This window comes from Aquimarina sp. EL_43 (assembly GCF_943422735.1).
Classification (GTDB): domain Bacteria; phylum Bacteroidota; class Bacteroidia; order Flavobacteriales; family Flavobacteriaceae; genus Aquimarina; species Aquimarina megaterium.
Genome location: NZ_CALSBR010000001.1, coordinates 2,689,647 through 2,711,224, shown reverse-complemented (window position 1 = coordinate 2,711,224; position 21,578 = coordinate 2,689,647). Strand labels below are relative to the sequence as shown.

General features: G+C 35.9%; 1 protein-coding gene. It reads right to left on the bottom strand.

Annotation, left to right across the window (positions count from 1 at the left end; all coding sequences use genetic code 11):
- Window positions 1–128: 128 nt before the first annotated feature.
- Window positions 129–21,578 (bottom strand): non-ribosomal peptide synthase/polyketide synthase, encoded by a 21,450-nt coding sequence (locus tag NNL09_RS11515; protein WP_254514244.1) that lies wholly within the window; start codon window positions 21,576–21,578, stop codon window positions 129–131.

Here is a 21,578-nt window from a genome sequence, read left to right as displayed (position 1 = left end):
TTTGGGCGTTCCCCCTAGGGTCGGGCTATGCGTTACAAGTCCTCATCCAATTAGCATTGGATTCCGGGCTTTACACTGCTATCCCTAACGCATTTCTAGCAAGTCATTTGTAAGATGACAAAGTAGAATTATATTTCTATGGTTACATTATATTGTTCTGTATCCTCGTTTTGATCTTCATCCAGATCCAGGTTAATAAATTCTATATGTGATGCTAATTCGTCTATGGTATTAAATTCGAATATGTCTTTTATGGCTACTTCTATGTGTAGTCGCTTGCGAATCATAGACACCAGTCGTGTAGCTAATAATGAATGACCACCCAGCTCAAAGAAATTATCATAAACCCCTATTTGATCTAAGTGTAATAATTCCTGCCAGATCTCAACCAGGTGCTCCTCTATTCCATTACGGGGAGCTTCATAAACGTGTTGAGAAAGACTCACCCCATCATCGTAACCTGATAAGAAAACCTCTAATAAGGCCTTACCATCTACTTTATCACTCAAATTCGACGGAAACTCTTCAACAATATGATAATGAGAAGGGTGCATATAACTTGGTAACTCCTCTTTACATAGTAAATGGAAAACTTCGGTAATTGAAGAGTCTGAAGCATACGATAAACCTTCAGAACTCAATACAAGAAAACATAGTACCAAATCCTGACTGCCAACTCGGTGAACCAACACATGACAATCCTCAACATAAGCATCCTTACGTAAGGCAGAAGCAATATCTTCTAACTCCACACGATGCCCTCGAATCTTAACCTGGTGGTCCTCTCGACCGATAAACTCTATATTACCATCCTCAAGCCAACGACCTAAGTCGCCTGTCTTATATAAAACATCACCTAATAAATCATCAAATGGGTTCTCTATAAAACTCTCAGAAGTACGATCTGGTAATCCTAAATATCCTGCACCTACTCCTACTCCGCTAACACCTATCTCTCCAATAACACCGATAGGACATAACCCTCCCGATTTATCCAAAATAACAGTGTTCATATTGGGAATAACCCGACCAATCGGAACCCGTACCTGAGTCTCCTCTAAAAAGTCGTTGATCTCATACTGGATAACATCATCTGATGCCTCGCAAGGACCATAGGCATTCCACAACCTTACCTCGGGATACAAACGTTTCAAGTCATTAACCATCGCAACGGGAATAGACTCTCCCACAAGCATAACACTCGAAAGATCCTCCAAAACAACTGCTTCATCCTGTTCTTTTATATAAGACAATAATCCCCACATATAGGTTGGAACAAACTCGATAAGAGTAACTCTTCTTAGAATCAAGGTATCCAACAACTTGCCATACTCTAATAACTCGTACTTATCAACAATTACACTAACTCCTCCTTTGAGTAATGGACCTAAAATCTGCCAAACAGAAATATCAGAACCAATACCGGCACTCTGTAAAAAACGGAAGCCATCTGGTAAATCCATAACAGCATACTCTGCCAAAATATGATTCATCGCACCATCATGACGTGTAATTGCTCCCTTGGGATTACCTGTAGACCCCGATGTATATAAAATATAAGCCCAGCTATCCATTAAATTCATGTTCGCAGGGTTATCTGTAGGTTTACCTGCAATCATATCACTATCATAAACAACCACATCCTTTACAGGATTATCAGACGATAGTCTAACTGGTAACTTATCAATAACCAAAACCAGAATATCCTTCAATTCTCCTAATTCTGACAATAAAGAACTTGTTGTAATTAGTACAGAAAACGGATTTGCTGATAACATCGAACCTATACGAGATGGGGGATTATTGGTATCCAAAGGAGTATAAACATGACCCGATTTGAAAATTCCCAATAAACAACCGACAAACTCAACACTACGATCCATATACACCCCAACTATAGAAGAAGCAGAAAGGTGTAATGACAATAAACTATGAGCAATCTGATTCGAATACGAATTAAGATCTCCATAACGCCAAATCTTTTCGTTGTGTACTAATGCTACAGCATCAGGATCAGTTGCTACTACGGATTCAAAACGAACATTGATCGGAGCCTCATTACCCAGATCAACCGCTCCCGGATTGAAACTTAATCCTGCTGGTGTAATACTTCGACCCAAAATTAATTCCTCTTCCTGCTTTGGCAGCATCGATAAAGAATCTATAGAAGAAATACTATTATTTACAATACTCTTTAACAATTCCTCATAATGAGATAACATACGTATTACCGTAGATTCCTTGAATAAAGAGGTAAAATATTCTAGTCGTAATAAAATACCCGATTCTTTCTCTTCGGCTACTAAGTTTAAATCGAATTGTGATGTACTTGCCTCATGCTCATATGGTGAAAGTGTTATTCCTTCTAATGCCAAAGTTTCATTAGTAGTGTTTTGCATATCAAACATTACCTGAAACAATGGATTGATACTCATATCTCTTTTATCAACAACTCGATCTACTACTTTCTCAAATGGAGTTAATTGATGATCATAAGCATGTAAAGTCGTATCTTTTACTTGTGATAAAAATTCTTTGAAATCGGGATTATCTCCTAAATCACTCCGTAATGCCAGTGTATTGACAAAAAATCCAATCATACCTTCTAACTCTGACTGGGTTCTGTTTGCTATTGAAGTTCCCACACAAATATCAGATTGGCCACTATACTTATATAATAAAACTTTGAAAGCAGACAACAACATCATAAACAGGGTAACTCCTTCTTGCTTACATAATGATTCAATTGCTGAGCTTAAATCCGGATTCAAATTCAAGGTAATACAAGAACCTTTATAATCCTGAACTGACGGGCGAACATAATCTGTTGGCAGTGCTAAAGGAGCAACTCCCTGTAATTTATCCTGCCAATATGATAATTGGCGCTCTAATATTTCGCCTTCTACATAGTTACGTTGCCAAATCGCATAATCCGAATATTGTAACGATAATTCTGGTAAGGTTACCTCACGATTCTTTTGATATGCTTCATACAACTCTGCAAACTCCTTTACCAATATATCCTCTGACCATGCATCGCTGGCAATATGATGAAAAACTCCAGCCAAAACATAACGATCAGACTCTAATTCATATATACAAGCCCTAAACTTATAATCTTTTGCTAAATCAAAAGGAATATTCAAATAAGACATTAAAGAAGTTTCTAGGGAAGCATCTGATTGATCTGTAACCCGATCTAACTTCCAATTATCTGACTCAATCACTTCCTGATAACCTATACCGTCCTCAGAATGGATCATCGTTCGCAACACCTCATGACGAGATACAATAATTCTAAAGCAAGTCTCCAATATGTCAATATCCAAACTACCCTCTACCCATAAAACTATCGGAATATGATAAGCAGCACTACCTTCTAATTGATCTAAAAACCATAGACGCTCCTGGCTAAACGATAATGGAATACGATCCGGGCGTTGCTGAATCTCTAAGGCTGGTAATACAACTCCAGAACGACGAGATAGCAAATGAACTCCCAAATCTTCTAATCGACCATGTATAAATATATCTCTAATAGAAACTTCAATACTCATCTCCTTTCGAAGTTTGGATACCAATCGGGTAGCCAATAGTGAATGACCGCCTAACTCAAAGAAGTTATCGTACACCCCAACTTTATCCATACCAAGTAGGTCCTGCCAGATCAAAGCCAATTGTTCTTCCATATCTGTTCTGGGGGCTACATAAGATTCGCCTGACAAGGCAGAAGTATCCAACAAGGGCAACGATTTTTTATCTATTTTACCATTACCTGTTAATGGCATCTCCTCTAATTCAACCCATAATTGAGGAACCATATAAGGAGGTAACTGTGATGACAAAGAATCTTGAACCAAAGCCTTATCAAAAGCTCTCAAACTAACAACATAACCTACTAAACGTTTATTGCCGTTATGATCATCGGGAGCTAAAACACAACACTGAGTAATTCCTTCTATCCCTGATAATGCATTTTCTATTTCTCCTAACTCTATACGATACCCCCTGATCTTTACCTGATCATCTGCTCGACCAACGAACTCAATGGTACCATCTTCTAACCAACGACCCAGATCTCCTGTACGATACATACGACCGCCCTCTACAAATGGATCTGAGATAAAACTACTCGCGGTCTTTATTGCATCATTGATGTACCCTCTCCCAACTCCTACTCCACTAACACAAATTTCTCCTATTACTCCTATCGGGCACAGATTCAAAACAGCATCTAGAATATGAATCTGCATATTGGCTACTGGTTTACCGATAGAAATCATCGAACCATCTGGCACTTCATACATTTTATGTAGGGTTACATCATCTGCTGCCTCTGCAGGACCATAAGCATTAACAACAGGAATATTAGGGTATTGAGAAAACCATTTTTGTAACACCCCTCTAGAAACGGCCTCTCCCGTAACTAAAAAATATTTCAATCTATTCAGGCCTTTAGGTGTTTCAATATCTAATAATTCTGAAACATACGAAGGAACCAATTGAAGTATCGAAACCTCATCTTCTGATAAAGACTTCTCTAAAAACTGTGGATCTAAAATCGTATCTTCATTATAAATAGCAACACGACCACCACATAATAAAGCACTCAATATTTGCCATACTGAAATATCAAAGGTAAAAGGTGCTGTAAAAGCAACAACACTACTCAAGTCCATCTCCAACTCATCTATCATTAGCAACAGGTGGTTTAACAACCCACGATGCTCGATCATAGCACCTTTGGGAACTCCTGTACTGCCAGATGTGTAAATTACATAACTTAAAGCATCAGGAATTGTAGTAATATCTGGAGAAGCGGTAGGATACTCTACATATTCCGGAGCATCCCCATCCATTATAACTTTGGTAACATCCAATAGATCCAAAGATGATAAACTCGAACAATCGGTTAAAATCAAATTGCAATTCGTATCCTCTACAATATGAGAAATACGTGAGGTTGGAAAATCAGGTTTAATAGGAACATACGCTCCTCCGGATTTTAGAATAGCCAAAATACCTATAACCATCTCAAAAGAACGGGTGATACAGATACCTACCAGCTCACCATTCTCAACTCCTTTTTCTTGTAAATAATGAGCCAATTGGTTAGATCGGTCATCCAACTCCTGATAGGTCAATTCTAAACCTTTATACGATAAAGCTATAGCTAATGGAGTAGAAGAGACCTGAGTAGAAAACAAATCAACTACTGTTTGGTCCAAAGGATAGGATACTTCGGTAGTATTAAAACTATTGAGTAACTCTAATTCTGTATCTGGTAAAATACTCAAGCTACTAACCCCAATAACATTCTCGCTCACAAGGCCTTTTATAAGTTCCTGTAAGGCCATTTCCATATACTTAATAACACGTACAGGCGTAATGTCACCATCTACAAAAGCAGTTAAACTAAAATCCTCTCCCAAATCATCTACACTTACTTCAAAAGGATAATTAGTTCGTTCTTTCTCTCCTAATAAACGCATCTCTAAATCTGTATCTGGATGATCAGGAGCAGGAGAAGAATGACGATAATTTAATAAGGCACTAAATAATGGAGTATCATTAGAAACACCACTCCAGTTCTGAATACGTGATAACGGAGTCTGCTCATAAGGTAATAAACCTTCTAACTCCATCTTTACTTTTGCTACATAATCTCGTACATTATCTGATAAATCCAGAACTACAGGAAGCGTATTGATAAACAATCCTAAAGATTGCCCCGCCTCTAATGTGCCTTGTAATCGACCAGAAAATAATGATCCGAAAATTGCATAATCCTTACTACTACATCTACCTATAACTAACCCCCAGGCTGCATGAAAAAGAACTGCGGGAGTCATCCCTAAACTACGGGATAATGATCGAAGCTGATTCGATAAATCCCTGGGCAATACATAACGAGATTCTTCGATACCACTACCATCTCCCAACGTATCAGACAAGCCAAAAGGAAAAGTAGGCTCTGTGATACTTCCTAAACGTGAACGGAAATACGACTCGCTATCATTGACAGACTGTTGATATAGCACATGCCCAATAAAATCACGATATAAAACAGGAGTTGAAAGACTTGACTTATCGCCAGACAAACAAACTTCAATCTCTCCTACGATCTTCTCTAAACCAACATGATCTATCACAGTATGGTGATACTTCATTATTAAGTAATAATTATCTGTGATAGGATCATCTGCTGTCTCTAAGTTTAATAAAGGAGCTTTTGACAAATCTATCCAATGCTTACCCGAAGCCATCATCGATTCTAATTCATCTTTCACATTTTGTGATGAAGAAAAAGGTAATTCTGACACCTTAAGTTTCACATCACGTAAAACCACCTGAACGGCATTTGGTAATCCTTCATTTATAATGCAAGTGCGAAGTACATCATGACGAGTAACCACATAGCGGAATGCTTCTATAAATTCTGAACGCTTATCGGGATGATCAAAAGAAATTCCGGTAATCAAAACATAAGGATCTCCACTAGTGCGATCACTCAATAAATGATGAAAGTACATCCCTTCTTGTAATGGAGAAAGGGGATATACATCCTGGATATTAGAAACACCTCCTTCAATATGATTCACAACGATATCTAGCTCTTCCTGACTAAAATCGAGTAATGGAACCATATCCGGAGTAATCTTATTACTATCTATTGTAATACCATTGGGCGGAACTTCATAGTGAGAAGTAACTGTACCTAACCTTAATGCTAATGCTTCTATTGTGGGGTTTGCAAAAATATCTTTCACCTCTATGTGGAGGTTTTGATCATGTAGTTTCGAAATTAACTGAACTATTAATAAAGAATGTCCACCCAGCTCAAAGAAATTATCATACACTCCAACTTTATCAATACCAAGCAATTCTTGCCAGATTAATACCAGTTGTGTTTCCAACTCATTACGAGGAGCTACATATTCTTGTGATGATAATTGCGATGTATCTGGATCAGGAAGTATCTTCTTATTTAACTTACCATTGCTGGTTAATGGCATTTCTTCTAATTCGACCCATAACAGAGGAACCATATATTCTGGTAATCTTGAGCGTAATTCTTTTTGAACTTTTTCCTTATCAAAATCACCTACTACATAACCTACCAGGCGTTTACCTCCACTGCCATCTTCTTTGGCCAAAACACAGCAACTATGAATGCCTTCAATTGTAGATAGCACATTTTCTATCTCACCCAATTCTATACGGTATCCTCTAATTTTGACCTGATCATCTTTCCTTCCTATATATTCTATAGTACCATCTGATAACCAACGGGCCAAATCTCCTGTCTTATACATACGGTCTTCTACGATAAATGGATCTGCTACAAATCTTTCTTCTGTTAATTCTTTCCGGTTCAAATATCCTCTTGCGACCTGAATTCCTCCAATACATAACTCTCCTACCACTCCTATTGGTAATACCTGATCTTCTTTATCAAGAATATAAAGGTTTGTATTAGCAACTGGTTTCCCTATTGGAACTCTTGACAAATCTCCTTCCGCCGGAACCTCCCAGAAACTTACATCAATCGCTGCTTCTGTTGGTCCGTATAGATTATCCAATCTAACATTATTAAATTTCTCTCTAAACAACATTGCATGATCCACCAGTAAAGCTTCTCCACTACATAAAACACGTTGTAGACAACTACAATCTCCCAAATTTATCTCGCTTAAAAAGGCTCGCAACATAGATGGCACAAAGTGAATTGTAGTAATGTTATGTGATTCTATCAAAGTCCTTAAGTAACGTGCATCCTTATGCCCTTCCGGCTTTGCAAAAACTAATTTAGCTCCACTTATAATAGGCCAGAACAGCTCCCATACCGATACATCAAAACAGAATGATGTTTTTTGCAGAATAGAATCCCTTGCATCAAGATTATAATGAGATTGAGTCCATAATAATCTATTAACAACTCCTCTATGTTCATTCATCACTCCTTTAGGTTTTCCTGTACTACCAGAAGTATAAATTACATATGCTAAACATTCCGAACCAGATAACTTATTTATATTATTATTAGATTCATTACTTATAATACCCCAATCTTCATCTAATGAAATAACCTGTAAAGTATCTGTTTTCTCGAAGAGGGTCTTCCTGTCGATACTACTCAACAAGATTTTAATAGTAGCATCTTCTAATATATAATCGATACGCTCTGATGGATATTCTGGGTCGATAGGTACATATGCTGCTCCTGATTTTAATATTCCTAAAATACCTATGATCATTTCTAAAGAACGATCTAAACAGATTCCTACCAATTCTTCTGATTTAACATTCTGACTGACAAGATAATGTGCCAATTGATTAGAACGATCATCTAATTCTTTAAAGCTAAGTTTATCGTTTTCAAAAATTATAGCAATAGCATCTGGAGTTTTTTCAACTTGCTGCTTAAACAAATCAATAATGCTCTTATCTTGTGGGTATGCTACTACAGTATCATTAAATTTATATAGCAATTCTTCTCTTTCCTGATCTGTTACCATAGACAACGAATGGATAGGTAGCGTAATATCTTTCACAATACTATTCAGTAACTCTTTATAATGAACTAACATACGAGCAACTGTATCTTTATCAAGCAAAGCTGTGCAATATGTCATGCTTAATGAAATACCTCCCTGCTCTTCTACAGCATTCAAAGTCAAATCAAATTGAGAAGTTGTTTCTTCAAGATTATAGGGAGAAGTTCTTATATTATCCAAGTCAGAATCTCTTACCTCGGGTGTATTTTGTAATGTAAACATCACCTGAAACAAAGGACTCATACTCATGTCACGAGTAGCTATGACTCGGTCTACTACCTTTTCGAAAGGAGCTAATTGATGATCATACGCATCTAATGTTGTTTCTTTTACGCTCCCTAAAACTTCCTTAAAACTAGGATTCCCTCCCAAATCACTGCGAAGTGCCAGTGTATTAACAAAGAAACCAATCATATCTTCTAACTCAGATTGAGTACGATTAGCGATAGGACTACCTACACAAATATCTTCCTGACCACTATAACGGGATAACAACACCTTGAAAGTGGATAACAAAACCATATATAAGGTAGCTCCCTCATCTGTACAAAGCTCTGATAGCATGCTACTCAAATCAGCATTCAACGTAAGTGAAACACTACTCCCTTCATAACTCTGCATCGAAGGTCGTGCATAATCCGTAGGTAATGATAAAGGAGTAACCCCTCCCAGTTTATCCTCCCAATACGATAATTGATCTTCTAAAATATCGCCTTCGATAAACTTGCGTTGCCAAATCGAATAATCTGAATATTGTAAAGGCAATTCTGATAAGGTTGTCGAACCTCCTTCCTGAAGAGCTTTATAAGTCTCCAGAAATTCGCGTATCAAAATACTTTGAGACCAACCATCACTAGCAATATGATGAAAAACTCCTGCAAGTACATAAGTCGAACCTCCCAAATCATATACACAAGCCCTAAACATATAATCCGATGACAGATCAAAAGGAAGCGCTATAAATGCAGCGATCTTATCATCTATAATTGTCTTATCTCCGATTATCTCTCTAGTTAATACCCAATCATCTGATGCAATCACTTTTTGATATCCTACTCCATCCTCAGAATAAAGTACAGTACGTAATACCTCATGACGTGAAATAATACTTCGTAAAGAAGCCTCTAAAATAACTATATCTAATTGCCCTTCTAAACGTAAAACCGCTGGAATATGATAGGCAATACTACCTTCTAACTTATCGATAAACCACAGTCGCTCCTGACTAAATGATAATGGAATACGTTCTGGCTTATCCTGTGAGATAATCGTAGGTAAAACAGTCCTTTCTGATACCTCTGATAAATGAAGCCCTAAACCAGATATCGTAGGATATGCAAATATATCACGAATAGCAATCTCGACAGATAACTCCTTGCGGATCATAGCAACCAATCGTGTTGCTAATAATGAATGTCCTCCCAACTCAAAGAAATTATCAAACACACCAATCTTATCAACTCCTAATAACTCCTGCCAAACAACTACCAATTGTTCTTCAACCTCTGTACGTGGAGCAACATACTCCTGTACTGATAACTGTGACGTATCTATACCCGGTAAATTCTTCTTGTCAATCTTACCATTGCTGGTCAATGGCATCGATTCCAAATCAACCCATAACCGGGGAACCATATACTCTGGTAACATCGCTTGTAAATCCTGTTGCAGTTCTTCCTTCACTAACTCTCCCTCTACAACAACATAACCTACTAAACGTTTACCCCCATTATCATCATCAAGAGCTAATACACAACAACTCTGAACAGTATCAATACCAGATAACACACTCTCGATCTCGCCTAATTCTATACGATAGCCACGGATCTTGACCTGAGTATCCTTACGACCTATAAACTCTATAGTACCATCTGATAACCAGCGAGCCAAATCTCCTGTCTTATATAAACGCTCTCCCGATTTAAATGGATGAGCAATAAATTTCTCTTCTGTTAATTCCTCTCGATTCAAATAGCCACGAGCCAAACCTGAACCACTAATACATAGCTCTCCAACTACACCTATAGGTAATAGATCATAAACAGAATTTAAAATATAAATCTCGGTATTGGAAATCGGAACTCCGATTGGAATTCTTTGATTACCCTGGATATCAGCTACTTTATAATAAGTTGCTACTACTGTGGCTTCTGTAGGGCCATAATTATTATAAAGAGTAATATCTGTTGGTTTATTTAAATGCAATGTATCCCCACCTGTCAAAACAGTTGTATGTGGTAATGAAACTTCTTGATCTATAAAACTCTGACATAATGAAGTAGGGATATAGCTATGTGTGATTTTATGGTCATTCAAAAATTTCGGCAACTGATCCAAATCATATCTAACTTCTTCAGAAATAGGATATAAACTACCTCCAAAAAGTAAGTATGGGTAAATTTCCCAGACAGAAGCATCAAAACCAATACTCGAAAACAATGTACTTTTACTTTCCAAAGTAACATTATATGCATCTTTATGCCAGAAACATAAATGAACCAAATTTTGATGTTCTACCATAACCCCTTTAGGTTTCCCTGTAGATCCCGAAGTATAAATAACATAGGCTAAACAATCCGGTTCGATAGTTATGGTTGAAAAATTTTCTGAATATTTATCCTGATTTTCTTTGAAAGAATGCAATACTGCCTGATCAACAATTAAGACGCATTCACTATCCTTCTTTATATATTCTTTTCGTTCCTCTGGATAATTAGTATCAATAGGAACATAGGCACATCCGGTTTTCAAGATAGCTAGTATCGAAATAATCAATTGATCACTTCGGTTCAACATTATCCCTATTAAATTCTCTTTTTCAATAGTATAATTTGAAAGAATATAATTTGCAAGTTGATTAGAACGATCATCTAACTCCTTATATGTCAAAGTTTCTCCTTCAAAAACAATAGCAATACCATTTGGTGTTTCTTCTACCTGTTTTCTAAACAAATCAATAGCTGTTTTATCCTTTGGATAAGCTATTTGGGTATCATTAAAATCTTGAAGTAATTTCTGTTGTTCTGAGTTAGATAAAAGTGCTGTATTATCTATTGGTTCTTCAGCTTTATCGCAAAAACAGTTCAGAACATTATTTATAAAAGCATGGAAACGCTCCAGGGAAATTCCGGATTTAAAACTATTATGTAGTTCATATGAAAATTCTACTCCTCTACCTCCTGTTAAATTTACGGTTAGGTTTAAACTAGAATTAGTTCTCTCAAAAGATTTAACCTTTAATCCTTTTTTATCATCTTCATCTCTTATCAAACTATCTGGTGATGCATCTTTTTCAAAAATCTCATTGTACACATGAAAATCGATAAAATTAAATAGGGTATCAAAAACAAGATCTTCTTTCTGCAATCCTAAATGACGCTTAATCTCAAAAAAGGTTAAATGGCTGTATAGATTTATTTCATTAAGAATCTTTGTTATGTTTTCAAAATATGACAGCCAATTTTTTTCTGATTGTTCAGTGTATTTAACAGGTAACGTATTTAAAAAACACCCTAATACTTTATCTCCATCCATAATCTGAGGACGATTATTACCAACCAAACCAACAGTTAGTTCATCTTCATGAGTCAACATTTTTAAAGCATATACATATGCTCCAAAAAACAAGGATTTCAATGATATTCTATTCTTCTTACATTGGGTATGTACGTTTTCCAGATAGGATAAATCATACTGTTTGGTAAAATACTGCGTCGGTTGTTTACTATCCGAAAAAACATCTAAGTACTTATATTCTGATAATTTTTCCTTCCAAAAAGAAATGGCATCAGTATCTTTTTTGGCAACTAACTCTCTGATTATATATTCTCGCTGACTGCACTCTATGGTAGAAGGAATGTAATTTGTATTCTTTTTAAGTTCAAAATAAGTTCTATACAATTCTGTTACGAAGGAAGCAACACTCCACCCATCCATAATAGCATGATGAAATTGGTATATAAATAACAAATTAGAATCATCGATTGTTAATACCTTAAAACGATAGAGAGCCCCTCCTTTAATATCAAAAGGAATTTTTCTTTCTGATTCAAGAAAGTTTTCAATTGTTTTTTCCTGTGCTGGTCTATCTAGTGCGCTTAAGTCTTCAAACAACACTTCTACAGGAGCAGTTTTATTTACAATCTGAATAGGTTGATCGTAATCAGAAAAGTTAAAATTAGTACGAAATATAGAATGCTTTTTTACCAGTAATACGATAGCTTCTCGAAACAAATCAATATCAAAAGAAGAATCTTTGATAGGAAACACCATCTGGTCGTGAAAAATGGCAAGAGAGGGATCTAATAAAGATTCTAAGATCATTCCTTGTTGAACATCACTCATGGGATACAGATCTTCTATTAAATCAGAAGATTTCATTTCATTCTGTACTGTAGAATTCAATTCGGATATTTCTGTCTCAACAGTTTTATATAAAATTTCAAATGTATCGTTCTGATAGTCATTCTCTAATACAGTGTCTGAAAAACTCTTGATGGTACTATGTTTAAAAAGATCTTGCAGTTGCGTCTGTCGACTAAAACTTTCATTGATTTTAGAAATCAATCGAATAGAAATAATAGAATCTCCCCCAACCTCAAAGAAATTATCATATACACCAACTTTTTCTATTCCTAGCAGTTCTTCCCATATCTGGGCTAACTGTTTTTCTGTTTGGGTATGTGGTGCAACATATTCTTGTGTAGATAATTGACTAGTATTTGGTTCTGGCAACGATTTTTTATCGATCTTACCATTACTTGTCAATGGCATTTCATCTAAGACCACCCATATTTGAGGAACCATATAGTCTGGTAACTTTTGTCCCAACTCATCTTGTATCTTTTGTTTATCAAAATCCCCTGCAATAATAACATAAGCAATCAAGCGTCTATTTGCGTTAATATCCTCTTTGGCCAGAATGCAGCATTGTTTTACAGATTCTAATAATGATAATACATTCTCGATTTCGCCGAGTTCTATTCGATATCCTCTTATCTTTACCTGAGCATCTTTTCTACCTATATATTCAATCGTTCCATTGGGTAACCATCTTCCTAAATCACCAGATTTATATAATCGGGCTTCTTTCTCTGTACTAAAAGGATCAGGAATAAATCGTTCTGATGTTAACTCTTCTCTATTGAGGTACCCTCTAGCTACTCCTGCACCACCGATACAAAGTTCACCCACTACCCCAATAGGTACCAGATTTAAATGTTCATCAAGTATATGACAACTTAATGTAGGAATTGCAGCTCCAATAGTACTTGTTGAACTAAATGTATCTGCTTCTTCAATTTCTTTGTAAGTAACATGTACGGTAGTTTCAGTAATTCCATACATATTTATCAATTTACAGGCTGGATAAGTACGTTTCCATTTAGATAAATAACTAGGATTTAAAGCTTCTCCTCCAAAAATTACATACCTCAATGATGTTTGTTCATTTCCCTGTAGTAATTCCTCCTGAAGTACGTAGAATGCTCCGGGGGTCTGATTTAAAACTGTGACTTTTTCTTCTATCAATAATTTCTTGAAAGAAATTGCGTCTTTGGTCACCATTTTGGGGACGATTACCAAACGCCCTCCGTAAAACAATGCCCCATACATTTCCCATACCGAGAAATCAAAACAAAACGAATGAAATAATGTCCAAACATCATCAGAATTAAAATCGTACAAAGGAGATTCGTTTTCGAATAATCGCACCACATTAGTATGGGTTATTAAAACTCCTTTGGGTTTTCCTGTACTACCAGAAGTATAAATCACATAGGCCAATCCATTAGGATTCAACTGCCTATTTGCCGGATGAGTTGACTTGTTATTGATACAGTCCCGTTCTTTATCTAGAAATACGACATTTACCCCTTTTATTTCTTCAAAAACAGATGCTATATCAGAGCTACTTAATACTAAATTAGCCTCAGAATCTTTTATCATATACTCGATTCTGTTTTGGGGATAATCCGGATCAATAGGAACATAAGCACCACCTGCTTTTAATATTCCAAAAATACCAGTTATCATATCTAAAGATCGATTCATACAAATACCTATTAGCTCTTCGGGTTGCACTCCTTTTTCGATTAGATAATGGCTCAATTGATTAGATTGTTCGTCCAAATCTTTATAAGTCAGCTTCTGCCCCTCACAAACTACAGCAATCGCATCAGGAGTTTTTTGAGCCTGAGCGGTAAACAAGTCAACTATAGTTTTATTTTTAGGATACTTACAGATACCATTATTAAAAGTATACAATAATTTATCCTGCTCTTGTTCTGTTATAATGGATAATGCATGTATAGGTGTTTCTATATTCTTTGTAATATTAACAAGCAACTCCTTGTAATGTATCAACATCTGCTCTATTGTAGTTCTATCAAACAACGCAGTGCAGTATTCCATCGTTAATAAAATACCTGTTTGATTTTCTAGTACATTAAGGGTTAAATCGAATTTGGAAGTGGTATTACCAAACTCATAATTAGTTATAGATACATCTTGCATTTCTAGCATTTCGCCATGAATCTCTGGAGTATTCTGTAGCACAAATAATACCTGAAACAATGGGGTAATACTCATATCACGAGTATTCACAACTCTATCTACGACCTTCTCAAAAGGAGTTAACTGATGATCATATCCTTCTAAAGTTGTTTCTTTCACTTTATGTAACAACTCTTTAAAGTCAGGATTACCACTTACATCGGTACGTAATGCCAAAGTATTAACAAAAAAACCAATAATTCCTTCCAACTCGGATTGAGTACGATTTGCTATTGGGCTACCTACACAAATATCCTCTTGATTGCTATACTTATGCAGTAGAACTTTAAAAGCTGATAATAACATCATGAACATGGTAACACCTTCTTGCTGACACAATGTTTCTAAAGTATCTCCTAACTCTTTATTAAGTTGAAAATCTATTGTAGCTCCTTCTGTACTTTGCACAGAGGGGCGTGCATAATCTGTAGGTAATGTTAGAGGAGTAACTCCTTGTAACTTTTGATCCCAATAGGATAATTCATTTTCTAAAACTTCTCCTTTTATATAATCACGTTGCCAGATAGCATAATCCGAATATTGCAAAGGTAATTCTGGCAAAATTGGTGTGCGCCCCTTGTATAAAGCACTATATAATTCTTTAAACTCGTTTACGAATACTCCTTCTGACCAACCATCGCTGGCAATATGATGCAATACTCCAACTAATAAGTACCCATCTGCTCCTAAATCATATACACAAGCCCTAAACTTATAATCTTTTGATAAATCGAAAGGCATTTTTATAAAAGCAGCTATCGTTTCATCAATATGTTTTTTATCTTCTATTATGTCTTTTTCTAATCTCCAGTTATCATCCGAAATCACTTTTTGATAACCTACTCCTTCTTCAGAATAAATCATTGTTCGTAGTACCTCGTGTCTTGATATAATTCCTCTAAAAGATTGCTCCAACACATCAATATCCAAAGCTCCTTCCAAACGTAAAACTACTGGCATATGATATGCTATACTACCTTCTAATTCATCCAAAAACCATAAACGTTCTTGGCTATAGGATAAAGGAATATGTTCTGATCTCTTTTTAGAAGCAATTGTCGGTAATAAAACTCCTGATTTCTGTTCTGATATATGAACTGCTAAATCAGACAACCGAGCATGTATAAATATATCTCTTATGGCTACTTCTATGTGTAGTCTCTTACGAATCATAGACACCAGTCGTGTAGCTAATAATGAATGGCCACCCAGTTCAAAGAAATTATCATAAACCCCTATTTGATCTAAGTGTAATAATTCCTGCCAGATCTCAACCAGGTGCTCCTCTATTCCATTACGGGGAGCTTCATAAACGTGTTGAGAAAGACTCACCCCATCATCATAATCTGATAAGAAAACCTCTAATAAGGCCTTACCATCTACCTTATCACTCAAATTCGACGGAAACTCTTCAACAATATGATAATGAGAAGGGTGCATATAACTTGGTAACTCCTCTTTACATAGTAAATGGAAAACTTCGGTAATTGAAGAATCTGAAGCATACGATAAACCTTCAGAACTCAATACAAGAAAACATAGTACCAAATCCTGACTGCCAACTCGGTGAACCAACACATGACAATCCTCAACATAAGCATCCTTACGTAAGGCAGAAGCAATATCCTCTAACTCCACACGATGCCCCCGAATCTTAACCTGGTGGTCCTCCCGACCGATAAACTCTATGTTACCATCTTCTAGCCAACGACCTAAGTCGCCTGTCTTATATAAAACATCACCTAATAAATCATCAAATGGGTTCTCTATAAAACTCTCAGAAGTACGATCTGGTAATCCTAAATATCCTGCACCTACTCCTACTCCGCTAACACCTATCTCTCCAATAACACCGATAGGACATAACCCTCCCGATTTATCCAAAATAACAGTGTTCATATTGGGAATAACCCGACCAATCGGAACCCGTACCTGAGTCTCCTCTAAAAAGTCGTTGATCTCATACTGGATAACATCATCTGATGCCTCGCAAGGACCATAGGCATTCCACAACCTTACCTCGGGATACAAACGTTTCAAGTCATTAACCATCGCAACGGGAATAGACTCTCCCACAAGCATAACACTCGAAAGATCCTCCAAAACAACTGCTTCATCCTGTTCTTTTATATAAGACAATAATCCCCACATATAGGTTGGAACAAACTCGATAAGAGTAACTCTTCTTAGAATCAAGGTATCCAACAACTTGCCATACTCTAATAACTCGTACTTATCAACAATTACACTAACTCCTCCTTTGAGTAATGGACCTAAAATCTGCCAAACAGAAATATCAGAACCAATACCGGCACTCTGTAAAAAACGGAAGCCATCTGGTAAATCCATAACAGCATACTCTGCCAAAATATGATTCATCGCACCATCATGACGTGTAATTGCTCCCTTGGGATTACCTGTAGACCCCGATGTATATAAAATATAAGCCCAGCTATCCATTAAATTCATGTTCGCAGGGTTATCTGTAGGTTTACCTGCAATCATATCACTATCATAAACAACCACATCCTTTACAGGATTATCAGACGATAGTCTAACTGGTAACTTATCAATAACCAAAACCAGAATATCCTTCAATTCTCCTAATTCTGACAATAAAGAACTTGTTGTAATTAGTACAGAAAACGGATTTGCTGATAACATCGAACCTATACGAGATGGGGGATTATTGGTATCCAAAGGAGTATAAACATGACCCGATTTGAAAATTCCCAATAAACAACCGACAAACTCAACACTACGATCCATATACACCCCAACTATAGAAGAAGCAGAAAGGTGTAATGACAATAAACTATGAGCAATCTGATTCGAATACGAATTAAGATCTCCATAACGCCAAATCTTTTCGTTGTGTACTAATGCTACAGCATCAGGATCAGTTGCTACTACGGATTCAAAACGAACATTGATCGGAGCCTCATTACCCAGATCAACCGCTCCCGGATTGAAACTTAATCCTGCTGGTGTAATACTTCGACCCAAAATTAATTCCTCTTCCTGCTTTGGCAGCATCGATAAAGAATCTATAGAAGAAGTACTATTATTTACAATACTCTTTAACAATTCCTCATAATGAGATAACATACGTATTACCGTAGATTCCTTGAATAAAGAGGTTGAATATTCTATTGATAAATTAAGTGCTTCGGGAATATCCCGTACTTCTAGTGTGAAATCAAATTGAGATATGGTATGTTTTATCAGATGCTCAGAAAGAGTTATTTCTCCCAATTGAAACCCATCAAGATCAAAATGATCCTGAAAATCAAACATAATCTGAAATAATGGATTTTTGCCTAATTCTCTATTAGGAGATAATCGTTCTACAATCTTTTCGAAAGGAACAGATTGATGTGAATAAGCACTTAGGGTAGTATTTTTTATTTCTAGTAAAAACTCTCTAAAATCTGGATTACCTCCTAAATCACTTCGTAATGCCAACGTATTGACAAACATTCCAACCAAATTAAAAACTTCAGCTTGTGTACGATTTGCAATAGGTGTTCCTATACAAATATCAGGCTGACCGCTATACTTATAAAGCAAAACTTTGAAAGCAGCAAGCATGGTCATATATAATGTTACGCCTTCCGATTTAGAGAATTGAAGTAAATCATTTTTCAATTCATGATCTATAACAAATGATACTTTGGCCCCTTTTCTATTGGGTTGCCCTACTACAGAAAAATCATACGGAATATTAACCTGAGTAACATTCTGTAAATGTTTTGTCCAATAGTTAAGTTTCTCTTCTAATGCTTTCTCTTGATTTGTGTTTCGTTGCCAAACTGCATAATCCACATAGCGTACAGGTAACTTTTCCAAATTGGGATGCTGGCCCTTCAGAAGTGTTTGATAACAAGAGATGAATTCTGAGAAAAATATAGGTTCAGATAATCCGTCTGCAGCTATATGATGCAATACAAATACTAATACATATTCTTTCTTTTCGGTTTGGAATAGTGTAACACGAATCTTAAGGTCTGAAGATAAATCAAAAGGAATATTGATATTTGCTTCAATCTCTTGTTCTAAATTTTGATGTTTCTCTAATATTTTATGGGTAACTCTAAATGAAAAATCCTCTAAAACCTCTTGATATAAAGTTCCGTTTTCATCTATATTAACTACAGATCGAAATGCCTCATGCCTAACAATTAAGATTCGTAAAGCTTCTTCTATACAAGAAATATCTGGAAGATCAGATAAATTAATTGCCCGATGTAGGTGATAATCAATACTACCATATGTTTGGTCTATCAACCATAAACTTTCTTGTGCATAGGTCAATGGGATTCTAATTAACTTATCTTTAATTTTTGCGATGGTATCTTTGGCCTGGTTCTTATTTTTTGCATTTTCTAACTCAGACGACAAAAAGCCTGCACACTCTTCAATCGAAGGGTATTCTAGTAGCAATGAAGAAGGTATATCTATCTGAAAATACTCAGATATTTTTCCAGCTATTCGAATTGATTGTATCGAGGATATTCCTAATTCAAAGAAAGAAGTGTTGGGTTGAATTTGATACAAAGGAAATTCAGTTTCTTCGCCCAAAATCATCATAATCCTATTAATTATCTTCGGATCTAAAGATTTTTTAGCTTCTAAGCTTTCTGAAACAGTACTATCGCTTTTAGCTTCTTTAATATCTCCTTTGATTCCTGAAGCAATCCATGTTTCTTTTACTTTTTCCATAGTATCAGACTCATATGCTTTTTTTATAATCAATCGTTGGATTTTTCCGCTAGTAGTTTTTGAAACACCGCCAGGAGTTAATAATAATATAGCAAATACAGAAAGATCGTGAGTTTCTAAAATAGACTTTGCAATGGTTTTTCTAATTGAATCAACATCATAACTTCTTAGGCTTGTTCTTTTTATTTCTTGTGCGACAACCAATTTGTTTTCACCTCCTATTGTGATTGAAAAAGCAGCGCCCGCATTAACTTGTAGATCGGTATGAGATTCCTGCACTGTTTTTTCGATATCCTGGGGGTAATGATTCACTCCATTGATGATCATCATTTCTTTTAACCTTCCAGAAACGTAGAGTTCACTATTATTGATAAATCCCATATCCCCTGTTCTAAGATATTGACTACTTCCTTCTAGAGGTTCTCCTTTTTCATCTAGTATTTCGGCCTGAAACATCTCCTCAGAAAGGTCTGGTTTCCCCCAATATCCCTTAGCTACACTAGGTCCTTTAACCCATATTTCTCCTATTTCTTCTTCTAAGCATTTTCTTTTGGTATTTGGATTTACAATAACAATTCGCATATCCTGTAACATTGGACCATTTCCAACTAATGCTTTTACCTCATGCGAGCTTGATTTCTGTTGGGAACCTGAAGAGATTTTACCTTTTTCGAATTCATTTATATCAAGTTCTAAAAAGGAAGTTTCTTTATTCAATTTACTGAAGGTTACGGCAAGAGTTGTTTCTGCCATACCATAGCAAGGACAAATAGCTTCTTTGGTAATTCCTATTTTTTCAAAAGTGATTAAAAAATCTTTAATAGTTTGAGCACGTATAGGTTCAGCCCCATTATACATTGTAGATAAAGAGCTTAAATCTATATTATTTAGATCATCATCTTTAATTTGATGAACACATAAATCAAAAGCAAAATTGGGACCTCCGCTATAATTTGCTTTGTATTTCGAGATAATCTGAAACCACCTAATTGGTTTTTGTATAAATGCCTGTGGAGGAAGAATAATCATTTCTATCCCCATTGCTACGGCCTCTAAAATATTTCCGATCAACCCCATATCATGATAAATCGGTAACCAACTTACCCCAATAAAATCTTTTTTAAGGTTAAGACATTGACGAATCAATTCGGTATTATGTATAATATTTTTATGAGAAACCATAACCCCTTTAGGATTCCCTGTAGAACCCGAAGTATATTGTAAAAAAGCAACATCTTCAGAATCTACAGAAGGTAATTCTACAGATCTATGAGTTACTTGTGGTTCATCGGTTACACACCATAAAACCTCAGAAAAAATCTCATGCTCAAACCAACTTTTACATTTAGCATGTACTTTTTCTTCGGTAAGAATTAATTTTATGTCGCAATCTGTGGCTATATTTTCTAATCTCCCTATTCGCCTTTTCCCGGTAGGAGGAAATGCCGGAACTGCAATAACTCCGGCCATTAAACAACCAAAAAAAGCATCTGTAAAATTTAATCCAGATGGATAAAGAAGGAGTACTCTCTCTCCAGGTGAAACCAGTGTAAGGATTCTAGAAGCTATTATCATAGCATTGCTATGCAATTGTCCAAAAGTTCTTATATCTGTTTCTTCCTCGCCATTTTCAAGAAATCTATAAACGACTTTGTTTTCTTTTGTTTTTACATGTGTTTTGAATAGGTCTATTATCGTTTGATTATTTACATTTCCTTTTTCGACCAACGGGCTTTTAGATAGCAT